The following is a 13404-nucleotide window of genomic DNA, read 5'->3' as shown; positions in this document are numbered from 1 at the left end:
CAAACATCAAATTCTGACAAAGAGGCCTTTGTTTGTTGATGAAGGCCTTTTTTATGTCTGCCATACAAAAAAAACGGGTGCCTGAGGCACCCGTTTTTGGTTACTGCGCGGCGTAATTATGCCCCCAGGATCTGATGCAGTGTCTTGCTTGGTGACATTGCATTATAGACCTTGCTGGTATCGGGGTAGTAGTAACCACCGATATCCTGTTCCTTACCCTGCGTCGCATCAATTTCGGCCAGGATCGTGTCAATGTTCTGGCTTAGCTGCTCATACATTGGACGGAACTGCTCAGCCAGTGCGGCATCTTCAGTCTGGTTAGCCACTGCTTCTGCCCAGTACATTGCCAGATAAACGTGGCTGCCACGGTTATCCAGTTCACCGGCTTTACGCTTCGGTGATTTACCTTCGTTAAGCAGTTTTTCCGTAGCACTGTCCAGTGCCTTACCAATAATTTTCGCTTTAGGGTTACTGTGCTTGATTGCCACATCTTCCAGCGATACTGCCAGAGCCAGGAACTCACCCAGTGAATCCCAGCGCAGATGGCCTTCTTCAACAAACTGCTGAACGTGCTTCGGCGCAGAACCGCCAGCGCCGGTTTCATACAGACCACCACCGGCCATCAGCGGCACGATAGACAGCATTTTCGCGCTGGTCCCCAGTTCCAGAATCGGGAACAGGTCAGTCAGGTAGTCACGCAGTACGTTGCCGGTTACAGAGATAGTATCCAGACCACGGATTGCGCGTTCCATGCTGTAGCGAATAGCACGTACCGGCGACATGATCTGAATATCCAGACCTTCCGTGTCGTGCTGTGGCAGGTACTTATTCACTTTCTCAATAAGCTGGGCGTCGTGCGCACGCTCGTCGTCCAGCCAGAATACCGCTGGCATGCCAGACTGACGCGCACGGGTCACAGCCAGTTTCACCCAGTCCTGAATCGGTGCGTCTTTAGTCTGACACATACGCCAGATGTCACCCTCTTCAACCTGGTGCTCAATCAGCACATTACCGTCAGCATCGACGATCTGCATGGTGCCGTCGGCTTCCATTTCAAATGTTTTGTCGTGTGAACCGTACTCTTCCGCTTTCTGTGCCATCAGGCCCACGTTCGGAACGGTACCCATTGTGGTCGGATCGAATGCGCCATGAGTTTTACAGAAGTTAATCACTTCCTGGTAAATTGTGGCATAGGTACTTTCCGGAATAACCGCTTTGGTGTCATGCGGCTTACCATCTGGTCCCCACATCTGGCCAGAGTTACGGATCATGGCAGGCATGGAAGCGTCAACGATAACGTCGCTGGGTACGTGCAGGTTAGAGATACCCTTGTCGCTGTTTACCATCGCAATGGGCGGACGGTTAGCGTACACCGCATTGATGTCTTTCTGAATTTCTGAACGCTGTGACTCAGGCAGCGACGCAATCTTGTCATACACACTGCCCAGACCGTTGTTAGGGTTAACCCCAATTTCGTCAAACAGGTCGCCCCATTTATCAAACAGTTCTTTGTAGAATACTTTAACGCAGTGACCAAACACGATGGGGTGCGATACCTTCATCATGGTGGCTTTGACGTGAAGCGAGAACAGTACGCCGGTATTTTTGGCGTCTTCTATTTGCTCTTCGAAGAACTTACACAGCGCTTTCTTGCTCATGAACATGCCGTCGATGACTTCGCCAGCAAGCAGATCAACACGCTCTTTCAGTACTTTTTTATTGCCCTGCTTGTCGGTAAATACAAGGCTGACCGGGCCGTCTTTATCGACGGTCATCGACTTCTCACCTGAGTAGAAGTCACCGCCACGCATGTGCGCAACGTGCGAGCGTGACGCCTGGCTCCATTCACCCATGGAATGCGGATGTTTCTTGGCAAAATTCTTGACGGCACTTGGCGCACGACGATCTGAGTTACCTTCACGCAGTACCGGGTTTACTGCACTACCGAGTACCTTGCTGTAGCGTTCACGAATGGCTTTCTCTTCATCGTTTTTAGGTGACTCTGGAAACTCAGGCACATTAAAGCCCTGTGCACGAAGTTCTTTGATGGTGGCACGCAGCTGTGGAATCGACGCACTGATATTTGGCAGTTTAATGATGTTGGCGTTAGGGTCCTGTGTCAGTTCACCCAGCTCTGCCAGGGCATCCGGCACACGCTGCTCTTCGCTCAGAAATTCTGAGAAGTTGGCGAGCACCCGCGCAGCCAGAGAGATATCACTCAGTTCAATGTCGATATCAGCAGCGCCAGCAAATTTCTCAATGATCGGAAGTAGCGAATAGGTCGCCAGCATCGGCGCTTCATCGGTTTTGGTGTAGATGATTTTCGACTTGGCTTTGGTCATTATATACCTCAATGTTGTCGGTAGCTGAGTACCGGTATTAGTCCGTTTCGACGTGCCGGCGCTATGGGATGCCAGCTTGTAGGGTTGTCTGTTATTGTTCTTCAGGCATACCCGGCGGCTCCGGCGTGGCGCAGTCACTTCGTTTGGCGATGCCCCCATACTTACGGGGATACGCCTGCGCATTACTTTATACGCCCGTCTCTGATAGACTCGCGCCTGCATTTTTTGACATGCAGTGCTACCAGAACGCCACTGTGCAGAATTCCGCGTTCATTAGTATAGGGTCGAATAAAGTAGTTACAAGTCATACCATTGGCGTAGGTTGAGAGATCAATCAATAATCGAACAAATCGTCGAAAATACCGCCAGTCGTGTTGCTGTTTCGTTACAGCGCTCAGTGTTAGTCAAATGGGGAAACCATGTCGCAGAAAAGTCGTGTCATCCTATTCAATAAACCCTTTCAGGTACTGTCACAATTTACCGACGCTGATGGCAGAGAAACGCTGAAAGACTATATTGACGTGCCTGACGTGTACGCGGCAGGCCGGCTTGACCGCGATTCAGAAGGCCTGCTGGTGCTGACCAATGACGGTAAGTTGCAGCATAAACTGGCGCACCCAAAAGCCAAAACCAGCAAAACCTACTGGGTGCAGGTAGAGGGCGAACCAGGTGAAGACGCATTAGAAGCACTGCGACGCGGAGTAGATTTAAAAGACGGCATGACACGCCCGGCCAAAGTAAAGCGGATGCCCGAACCCGACGTATGGCCACGCAACCCGCCAGTCAGATTTCGTAAACACATTCCCACAACCTGGCTGGAAATCACCATCACTGAAGGCCGCAACCGTCAGGTACGCCGCATGACCGCCCACATCGGCCACCCCACCCTGCGCCTCATCCGCTATCGCGTCGGCAACTGGACAATCGACGGCATCGACAACGGCGCGTATCTCGAGATCACGCAGTAGCAAACGCCGGTCAGGGAGCAGGTGGTGTAATCAGAAACACGCCGTGAACCCATCCATGGGGGCTCTCCAATCGCATCCATGCGATTGGAACGCTTCGGAAAATACTTCCTTTCTCTCCCCTCTTCTATAAAGTCCAGACTAGTTTTAGCGTTGTATCAACGGCTCACCAAAAGACGTTTTCAGACGTTATTTAAAGAGCCTCAAAAGTTGAAACTACCCCTTTTAAAAACTCGATTCGTTCCACCTCAGAATTGAAATAGTTAGTACTTCTCTTTTTCCGGAGAGGTATGTGACCGTTAGCGGGAGGAGAGGCCTTCCCATTTAAAACCTTCGAATCGCATGGATGCGATTCGAGAGCCCCCAGGGATGGGTTTACGGCGTGTTTTAAATGGGAAAGTCTCTCCTCCCGTAAGCCGGATACATCCTCTATTCTCCCTGGCATAATTCATAACCGATTGAGTCGTGAATATCGGGAATTATTCTGGTAAAATTCGCGACCCTGAAATCCAGCAACCATGAGTAAACAGTAAACGGTGTCAGACGTTATTAGTTCATCAGAAAATCCTGCAGATAAAAAAGTCATCGTTGGTATGTCCGGCGGTGTCGATTCTTCCGTGTCAGCCTACCTGCTGCTTCAGCAGGGTTACCAGGTTGAAGGTTTGTTTATGAAGAACTGGGAAGAGGATGATAACGACGAATACTGTGCCGCCGCGGAAGATTTGGCTGACGCGCAGGCCGTTGCAGACAAACTCGGAATTCATCTGCACACCATCAACTTTGCTGCAGAATACTGGGACAACGTTTTCGAATACTTCCTTGAAGAGTACAAAGCAGGCCGAACTCCTAATCCCGACATCATGTGCAACAAGGAAATCAAATTTAAGGCTTTCCTTGAATTTGCTGCCGAAGATTTGGGTGCAGACTATATTGCAACCGGTCACTATGTCCGTCGTCGCTATAAGGACGGTCACTGGCAGTTGCTGCGTGGTCTCGACAACAACAAAGACCAGAGCTACTTCCTGTATACGCTGAATGAAGATCAGGTGGCTAAGACCCTGTTCCCTGTTGGCGAACTGGAGAAGCCCCGCGTGCGTGAAATTGCGCTGGAACAAGGGCTGGTCACGCACGATAAGAAAGATTCTACTGGTATTTGTTTTATTGGTGAGCGCAAATTTAAAGATTTCCTGTCTCAGTATCTCCCTGCCCAGCCAGGCGACATTGAAACCGCTGAAGGTGAACTGATTGGAAGACACGATGGCCTGATGTATCACACGCTGGGACAACGCAAAGGGCTGCATATCGGTGGTCTGAAAGATCACGGTGATGATCCGTGGTACGTGGTAGACAAAGATGTTGCCCGCAACGTACTGATTGTCGGTCAGGGCGCTGATCATCCTCGCCTGTATTCAGATGGCCTGATTGCCAAACAACTTCACTGGGTAGACCGCACGCCCCTGACCGCCCCGGTTCGCGCAGCGGTAAAAACACGCTACCGTCAGGCGGATATCCCCTGCACAATTACGCCACTGGATGATGACAACGTGCGCGTTGAATTCGATTCACCACAAAAAGCCGTCACACCCGGCCAGTCTGCCGTATTTTATATGGACGAAGTCTGTCTCGGCGGGGGCATCATTGAGAGTTACCTTCGCCAATGATTGATGCACAAACAGAACATTATCTGGGTCTGGCCGGCGTATGCCAGGCCGCCGCACTGGTGCAGACCCTGGCCCGCCGTGGTGTGACTGACGAACAGGCTTACGAAGCGAGCCTGTCGAGCATACTGGTAACCGATCCGGAGTCGCCTCAGCATGTGTTTGGCAAACTGAGTAACCTTGAGCTGGGCTTTCGAACACTGGCGACACAATTGTCAGATAAGCCATCAAGTAAAGACACAGAACTTACCCGCTATATCGCGAGCATTCTCGGCCTTGAACGTAAGCTGGCCAAAAAGCCCGGCGCGATGGCGGAACTGGGCAAGCGAATTTCACACGTTCAGCGTCAGCTCGCGCATGTCGATTTCGACAGCAGTCAGATTGTGTCGTCACTGGCCAGTATTTACAGCGACATTGTCAGTCCGCTTGCCCCCCGCATTCAGGTGGCAGGTAATCCGGACTATCTGAGCAAGCCGGCCAACCAGCATAAGGTACGGGCACTGCTTCTTGCCGGGGTTCGCGCTGCCGTGATGTGGCGACAGATGGGCGGCAAGCGCCGCTATATCCTGTTACGTCGAAAAAAGATTTTAGAGAGTGCAATACATGCGCTCAGATTGATTAACTAGTGAGGAGCAAAAGGTGGAACTTACCCAGTTAACCGCAATTTCCCCAATTGACGGTCGCTACGCCGGCAAAAGTGAAGTATTGCGTACAATTTTCAGCGAATTCGGTTTGCTAAAGTACCGCGTTCAGGTTGAAGTACGCTGGCTGCAAATGCTGGCTGCAAACGAAGGGATCTCAGATGTACCGGCCTTTTCAGCGCAGTCTTCTGCATTGCTCGACAGCATCGTAGACAACTTCTCACTGGATGATGCGATTCGCATCAAAGACATTGAGCGCACCACCAACCACGACGTGAAAGCGGTCGAATACTTCCTCAAAGAGAAAGTGGCGGACAACAGTGAGCTGAACGCGGTCAGTGAGTTTATTCATTTTGCCTGCACATCTGAAGACATCAATAACCTGTCACATGGCCTGATGTTAAAAGAGGCTCGCGACACCGTGCTGCTGCCCTATTGCGACCAGCTGATTGATGCAATTACCGCGCTGGCAAAAGAATTCAAAGCCATTCCTATGATGGCCCGCACCCATGGTCAGCCCGCCTCCCCAACCACGATGGGTAAGGAAATGGCGAACGTGGTCATGCGTCTGCGCCGTCAGCGCGCTCAGATTGCCAGCGTGGAACTGCTGGGCAAAATCAACGGGGCGGTTGGCAACTACAACGCGCACCTGTCTGCTTACCCTGACGTGGACTGGCACGGCGTGTCTGAGCAGTTTGTGACGTCACTGGGACTGACCTGGAATCCGTTCACCACGCAAATTGAGCCACATGATTATATTGCTGAGCTGTTTGATGCCGTATCACGCTTCAACACCATTGTGCTGGACTTCGACCGTGATATCTGGGGCTACATTGCACTGGGCCACTTTAAGCAAAAAACGGTCGCGGGTGAAATCGGCTCATCAACCATGCCGCATAAAGTTAACCCTATCGATTTCGAAAATTCAGAGGGCAACCTGGGACTGGCTAACGCGGTGTTTGCTCACCTGAGCACCAAACTGCCGGTTTCCCGCTGGCAGCGCGATCTGACCGACTCTACCGTACTGCGCAACCTGGGTGTTGGCGTCGGTTATGCGGTCATTGCGTACCAGGCAACGCTGAAAGGCATTAGCAAACTGGAGGTCAACGAGGCCAGCCTGCAGGCCGAACTCGACAGCAACTGGGAACTGCTGGCAGAGCCAATCCAGACGGTAATGCGCCGTTACGGCATCGAAAAACCGTACGAAAAGCTCAAAGAGCTGACCCGGGGTAAAAAGGTTAACGCCCAGGCGATTGCAGAATTTATCGACGCACTGGCGATGCCCGAGTCAGCCAAGCAAGAGCTTAAAGCCCTCAGCCCTGCCTCATATATTGGCGACGCAATCCGTCTGGTCGATCAGTTATAATCTGACACCACTGCGATACTATCAAAGAGCGGCATCAGGCCGCTCTTTTGCTATGGATTGCACCGTGTCGCCAATAACCACAAGTCAGCAACATATCGCTCAGCAGCTACGCATTACCGCTTATCTCGTTGCAATGGGACTGCTGCTTCAGCTTCCCTTATGCGTCTACGCAACGGTTAACCTGTGGGCTATCATCACCAGCCTGCTCGTGCATGCCACCCTGATGTTGGTGATTGCCGGGCTGACCCACTTCCCGCACTCCGTCAACACTGTGCGGCTGCTGTTATGCACGGTCTTTTGCAGCTATATCATCTGTGCCGTTCTGCTCTGGCAGCGCGATCTGTACATCCAGCATTTTCTGCTGTTAGGTGTGCTGACCTGCGCGTTCTTTTTTCGCTATCACGAACGACGCCTCCAACTGGCCGTTATGGGGGCATTTATCACGATTTTTCTGACTCTGGAGTGGATGTTAATCATGCGTATCAATACCGGTGATGCGATGATCCGGCTGGCAAACAGTGTCTCGCTCAGTGTCGCCAGTCTGGCAATGGTCGCAACCCTGGGCCGGCTCCAGCGGCGTCGCTGGACACAGCTTCGCGCTGTTTACTCCACCACCCGTCATACCCTCGAGACGCTGCGTGATGGTAATCATAACCAGAACACGCTGTCACTCACCCCCGGCGAAACCCGGCGCATTGCGACGGTCTGTGTCCTGTTTGCCGACCTCAGTGGCTTTCAGCAAATGAATGACGAGCTTGACGATGAAAAAACCGTGATGATTCTGGATGCGCTGTTCCGCGAGTTTGATGTGCTGGCAATGCAGCATAAGGTAATGCGCCTCAAAACTAACGGAGATGAATACATGGCAGCAACCGGCCTGACCCGCGAACCCGATTCGGCCAATGCACAGTGTCAGTCCATGTGTCTGTTTGCACTGGCGCTGCTGTCTGGCTTTCGTCAGGTTGCCAGTTTGTATGCACTGCCCTGCCAGATCCGCATTGGTGTTGCGTGCGGTCCGGCAACCGCCGGTATACTCGGTCAGCAGCACGCTATGCTGGACATCTGGGGAAAAACGGTCAACTACGCCTCAACCCTTGAAAGCGCAGCCCCCAAAAACGGCATTCTGGTTTGTTCCCGTACGCGCCAGGCAATGGCGGATAATGTGAACATTGACTGCAAAAACGTCGTCGTTGAAACCAAGCGCGGAACCGCCCGGGTCTATCTGCTTGAGACAGTTGAAGCCTCTGCATGCGGAGCGCATAATGCCGCAAACATTGATCACTAAGGATATCCTGTGTCTCTGAACCCCTCTGCGTTTCTTGCAAATTACTGGCAACAGCGCCCCATGGTCATCCGGGGGCTTTTTAGTGGCGATCCTGCCCCGCTTGATGAACATGATCTTGCCGGTCTGGCACAAGAGGATGATATTGACAGCAGAATTATTCGTCATCAGGGCGCTCACTGGGATGTACTGCATGGCCCGTTTGACGACTTTGAAAGCGCTTGTCAGGGACAGTGGACGCTGCTGGTTCAGGCGGTAGACCGCCATATTCCCGAAGCGGCTACCCTGTTTCGGCCGTTTTCATTTTTGCCCCACTGGCGATTCGATGATTTGATGGTGAGCTTCGCTGTTGCCGGCGCGGGCGTTGGTCCCCACTATGATCAGTACGATGTTTTTTTAGTTCAGGGAAAAGGACGTCGCCGCTGGCGCGTTGGCAGACCCGGAGACTATCCGCCTGTGACGCCACACCCTGACTTATGTCAGATTGAGGGATTCGACGCTGAACTGGAGGTAGAGCTTGCCCCCGGTGATGTACTTTACATTCCCCCGGGCTGGCCGCATGACGGTGTCGCGCTGGAAGATTGTCTGACCTATTCTGTTGGTTTTCGGGCCCCCGACACAGCCGGGTTGTCTCACCTGCTGGCGGAACATATTGCCACATCAGGGAACAGTGCGCGATTTGCGGATGCACAGCGAAAAACAACACGCAACCCGGCCTGTGTGACCTCCCAGGAACGTGCGGCGCTCAAAGCCCTGTTACATGACGCCATCGACAGCAGCAGCTTTGATAACGCACTGATGTGTTTTTTAAGCGAGCAGTCTTTACCGGTTATACCGGAAGCGCAGCCCGTTGATGCGCAGTGGGTAAAGCAAGCGCTGGAAGCAGGCGAGACGTTTGTTCCGCAGCCAGGTTGCCGGCCTTTGTATAAAGACACTTTGTCGGCTGATCCGGTTGTCCTGTACATCGATGGCGAAGCACTGACTTTTCCGCTTTCCTGCCGGCCGCTGGTTGATTGCCTGCTAAGCGGAAAGCCAATTACCGTTAACATCTTCCCGGCACCACCTCCACTGGCAATCTGCGAAACACTGTCTACACTGATTAATAAGGGGTATTGGGTCCCTGAGGCTTACTTGTGTGCAGAATAAGACAATCAGGTTGCTATCATGGCGTTTCATATTGAAAACGTCGATTGGAAAAGTGGTCAACATCGACTTAAACAGCTAAGAGAAAAGGTTTTTGTTATCGAGTGGCATCTGCCTCAGGAGGCTGAGTTCGATGAACATGACAGCAGTGCGTATCACGTACTTATCAGTGATGAAAAAAATCAGCCCATTGCAACGGGCAGACTGACACGCGACGGCGACATTGGCCGAATCGCAGTGTCTCATCGCTACCGTAACCTGGCGATGTACAAAAAACTGTTTGGCGCGCTGGTCGCCATCGCCAGAAAACAGAATGTGGCCGAACTGAAAGTAACCTGTGATCTGGACAGCGTTCGTTACCACAGCACACTGGGGTTTTCGCCATGCGGCCCCGTGTTTATGGAAGCAGGCATTCCCCGTCAGAGAATGGCCTGCTCCAGCCAGGCATTTGTACTACCTGACGTTGAACACCTACATTAGTGCGTTTCGCGCCACAAGTGCTCGCTTTCATGCACGTTAAACAGGTTCATTGCTTTGTTTTCCAGTAATGCAGCAAAGCGCATCTGGGTTTCATCGCCCGGCATTGTCTGACGAATACTTTCCGCTTTCATTTGCCACGACATGGAGAAATGGCGAATGGCTTCACGCGCGTCTTTGGCATTGCTTGCCAGCATAAAATCGGTGGGCAGATCACCGCTAATCACCCAGTATTGCTTGTTTTCCGTTGATTTGATTTTCCACACTGACAGGTATGGGATCAGGTACTTACTGGCATCCGCGACAACCGTGTCAAACAGCACACCGTTTTCAGCCAGGTGCTTGTTAGCGCGTTGAAACTGTTCTTTGATCCACGCTTCTTTTTGCTCTTCAGTCATTTGCGCAGATGGACTTTGTTCAGACATAGTGTTCTCTTTATTCTTGTTGGAGTTCAATCATACAGCGTAATAAGGCCTGCAGCGGGTGCACAGGCTTAAACTGCTCAATCCGGTGAACCTGGCTGCGGCACGAATAACCACTTGCCATCACCGCGTTTGAGGGGTAACGGGCTATCGCCTGCTCCCAGCTAAGACGATAAATCGCCAGCGATTTTTCTTTCTGATCAGCTTCGTGACCATACGTACCCGCCATACCACAGCACCCGACAGACACAATGTCTACGGGCTGATGTAGCCTGGCGAAAATCGACTGCCACTGTTTTTCTGTGGCAGGCAGTGCGGTTTTTTCAGTACAGTGTGCCAGCAGCGCCAGCGGCGGAGTTTCTCGCCGCTGAGGTGCATCAGGCCAGCAGCTATCAGGTAGCGCGGCTAAAAATTCGTGCACGGTGTGTACATGAAAATCACCCCGTTTTTCACCCAGCGCCTTAACATACTCATCGCGGTAGCAAAGCACAAGTGAACTGTCGACACCAACCATCGGCATGCCCAGTTCAGCCACCCGGGATAAAAACGCTGCCGTGTTCGACGCGGTTTTTGCGAACCGGTTCAAAAAGCCTTTCACATGCTCCGGTTTACCATTCGGATTAAACGGCAGGATCACCGGCGTCATCCCCAGACGGCGGACCAGCGAAACCATGTCTGCCACAACGCCTGCATCATAAAAGCTGGTAAACGGATCCTGCACAATCAGCACGGTGTTTTGGCGCCTGGCCTCATCCAATTGTTCCAGTGTCTCAAGGTTAAACGGTGTGGCAGCATCTTTTACCCGTTGCGACAGCGTAGGCACCGATAATGTCGGGGTGTCCACGTATCCCAGTGTTTTTTCTATCAGCGACTGGAACCAGCCACGCGCCAGGAAAAAGTTAACCAGTCGGGGCATTTTTGCCATCAGCGGCGCCATCCGCTCCACGTTGGCAACCATATGGTCTTTCAGTGGTCGCAGGTAACGCTGATAATAAATGGACAGGAACTTAGAACGAAAATCGGGAACGTCAACATTCACCGGACACTGGTTTGAGCAGGATTTGCACGCCAGACAGCCATTCATAGCCTCAAGCACCTCGTGTGAAAAATCCTCTTGTTGTTGCAGGGTATTTCTGAATCGCTGCCACCAGGATGTGCGCATGGACGTTTCATTCAGCAAAGATGCATCAACCCCGTTTCTGGCCAGCAAACGCAGCCATTCACGTATCAGCCCGGCCCGCCCTTTCGGACTGTGCCGACGATCGCGGGTCACCTTGCTCGACGGACACATCGGTGACGTGGTGTCATAGTTAAAGCACAGGCCATTGCCATTACAGCTCATTGCTGGCGCAAAGGTTTCCTTAAACGTGATCGGAATGGTGCGATCAAAGGTCGCACGCTTAGTATCACTGACTTTCACCAGTGTCTCGTCTGACCCCAGCGGCGTACAGATTTTGCCGGGGTTCATCTGATTGTGAGGGTCAAATGCGCCTTTAATTTTGCGTAATTCGGTAAACAGTTCATCGCCGAAAAAGGCAGGCCCGTATTCACTGCGGTAGCCCTTGCCGTGCTCTCCCCACATCAGGCCGCCGTATTTTGCGACCAGCGCAACCACTTCATCAGAAATCTGATGCATCAGTGATTCCTGCTCAGGATCGCACAGATCCAGCGCGGGGCGAACGTGCAGCACGCCCGCGTCAACGTGGCCAAACATACCGTACTGCAATCCGTGACCGTCAAGCAGATCGCGAAATTCCATAATAAAGTCGGCCAGGTTCTCAGGGGGAACGGCGGTGTCTTCAGCAAAGGCCACCGGCTTTTTCTCGCCCTTGGTTTTACCCAGCAGCCCTACCGCCTTTTTGCGCATGGCATAGATTTTCTGAATATCCGCAGTATCAAACGTCACCTGGTAGCCAATCACGCCATACTCACCGGTTTTGGCCGCTTCGGTCAGTTCAGCCTCCAGACGGTCTATGCGGCTTTGAATTTCCTCTTCATCTTCGCTGTTGTATTCAACCATGTTCAGGCCAAGCAGCGTTTTGTCTGGCACATCGGTGATAAGGTCAGAGATGGAGTGCCAGATGATGTCTGTTTTAGCCAGGTTCAGCACGGTGGAATCAACCGTTTCAACCGACGTTGCCTGCGCAGCAATCATCCGCGGCGCATGGCGCAGCGCAGATTCAAACGAGTCGTATTTGATATTTACCAGTGCCTTGTGGCGCGGTATTGGCGTAATCGACAGTTTGGCTTCCGCCACCATCGCCAGTGACCCTTCTGCGCCGGTGATCAAACGGCTGACATCAATAATCTGCCTGTCAGCATCGTAGGCATGTTCCAAATCATAACCGGTCAGAAAGCGGTTCAGGCGAGGAAACTTAGCAATGATGGCGTCACGTTTTTCGACGCAGGTTGCCAGCACCTGTTTAATAATTTGCGCGTAGGGTCCTGTGCCTTCGCTGCGCGCTTTTGCCTCGTCCAGTGACAGCGGGCTGGTTGCCAGTACGTCGCCATTGGCCAGCACAGAGGTAAGACCCAGCACATGGTCGCTGGTTTTACCGTACACCAGTGATCCCTGCCCGGAAGCATCGGTACTGATCATGCCTCCGATGGTAGCGCGGTTGCTGGTAGACAGGTCTGGCGAAAAGAAAAAGCCGTGAGGGCGCAACGCATCGTTAAGTGCATCCTTAACCACCCCGCATTGCACACGCACCCAGCCCTCTTCCGGGTTAATTTCCAGGATCTGGTTCATATGACGCGAGGTGTCCACCACAATACCGTCGGTCAGGCTCTGACCGTTGGTTCCGGTGCCGCCTCCCCGGGCGGAAAATTTGACGGCGGTATGCTCTGAAGCCAGTTTACCGACAACCTGCAGGTCGTTCACGCTACGCGGAAAAATCACCGCCTGTGGCAATTTCTGGTACACGGAATTGTCGGTGGCCACCGCCATGCGACTGGCATAGCTGAATTCGATATCTCCCGAAAATCCGGCTGTTTTTAATGCATCTAGATAGGTACGATATTCCTGTGCAACCGACTGCTCTGGTGCTACGCGTGGCAAACTCAAGGACAATCCCCTGCTGACTTCATTCTGGAGGCCTAGTATACCGA

General features: G+C 52.4%; 10 protein-coding genes. 7 read left to right on the top strand and 3 right to left on the bottom strand.

The genetic code is table 11. The features are described 5' to 3' along the window. Positions 1 to 116: 116 nt before the first annotated feature. The gene (locus AB1N33_RS00890) at positions 117 to 2342 is read right to left on the bottom strand and encodes an NADP-dependent isocitrate dehydrogenase (protein WP_411269639.1); all 2226 of its coding nucleotides are present in this window, start codon (positions 2340 to 2342) and stop codon (positions 117 to 119) included. Positions 2343 to 2761: 419 nt separating this feature from the next. Here AB1N33_RS00890 and AB1N33_RS00885 point away from each other — a divergent pair, with 419 nt between their 5' ends. The 7 genes from AB1N33_RS00885 (at position 2762) to AB1N33_RS00855 (ending at position 9877) form a co-directional block, all read left to right on the top strand. Then, a complete protein-coding gene (locus AB1N33_RS00885) occupies positions 2762 to 3310 on the top strand; it encodes an rRNA large subunit pseudouridine synthase E (protein ID WP_411269638.1) in 549 nt (182 codons plus the stop codon). Positions 3311 to 3843: 533 nt separating this feature from the next. Next, complete coding sequence (gene mnmA / locus AB1N33_RS00880) at positions 3844 to 4968, top strand: tRNA 2-thiouridine(34) synthase MnmA (protein ID WP_411269637.1); 1125 nt, start codon at positions 3844 to 3846, stop codon at positions 4966 to 4968. Continuing rightward, on the top strand, positions 4965 to 5591 hold the full coding sequence (gene hflD, locus AB1N33_RS00875; protein WP_411269636.1) for a high frequency lysogenization protein HflD: 627 nt from the start codon (positions 4965 to 4967) through the stop codon (positions 5589 to 5591). The genes mnmA and hflD overlap by 4 nt, the downstream gene beginning before the upstream one ends. 13 nt (positions 5592 to 5604) lie before the next feature. Beyond that, a complete protein-coding gene (purB, locus tag AB1N33_RS00870) occupies positions 5605 to 6972 on the top strand; it encodes an adenylosuccinate lyase (RefSeq protein ID WP_411269635.1) in 1368 nt (455 codons plus the stop codon). Between the two features lie 64 nt (positions 6973 to 7036). Then, entirely contained in the window at positions 7037 to 8257 is a 1221-nt protein-coding gene (locus AB1N33_RS00865; RefSeq protein ID WP_411269634.1) for an adenylate/guanylate cyclase domain-containing protein, read from the top strand. A 9-nt stretch (positions 8258 to 8266) separates the two neighbouring features. Beyond that, positions 8267 to 9400, top strand: coding sequence for a JmjC domain-containing protein (locus AB1N33_RS00860; protein ID WP_411269633.1), 1134 nt, complete (start codon positions 8267 to 8269; stop codon positions 9398 to 9400). 18 nt (positions 9401 to 9418) lie between these two features. Then, the gene (locus tag AB1N33_RS00855; RefSeq protein WP_411269632.1) at positions 9419 to 9877 is read left to right on the top strand and encodes a GNAT family N-acetyltransferase; all 459 of its coding nucleotides are present in this window, start codon (positions 9419 to 9421) and stop codon (positions 9875 to 9877) included. On the opposite strand, the gene AB1N33_RS00850 is transcribed toward AB1N33_RS00855, so the two are convergent. Together AB1N33_RS00850 and ydiJ are read right to left on the bottom strand one after the other, a co-directional pair. Then, positions 9874 to 10299, bottom strand: coding sequence for a DUF4826 family protein (locus AB1N33_RS00850; protein ID WP_411269631.1), 426 nt, complete (start codon positions 10297 to 10299; stop codon positions 9874 to 9876). The genes AB1N33_RS00855 and AB1N33_RS00850 overlap by 4 nt on opposite strands. Positions 10300 to 10309: 10 nt before the next feature. Next, the gene (gene ydiJ / locus AB1N33_RS00845) at positions 10310 to 13360 is read right to left on the bottom strand and encodes a D-2-hydroxyglutarate dehydrogenase YdiJ (RefSeq protein ID WP_411269630.1); all 3051 of its coding nucleotides are present in this window, start codon (positions 13358 to 13360) and stop codon (positions 10310 to 10312) included. Positions 13361 to 13404 lie beyond the last annotated feature (44 nt).

Source organism: Alteromonas nitratireducens (assembly GCF_040812025.1).
In the GTDB taxonomy this organism is placed as follows: Bacteria; Pseudomonadota; Gammaproteobacteria; order Enterobacterales; family Alteromonadaceae; genus Alteromonas; species Alteromonas nitratireducens.
Note: the sequence above shows the minus strand (reverse complement) of the source record. Positions and strands in the feature narration are given on the sequence as shown.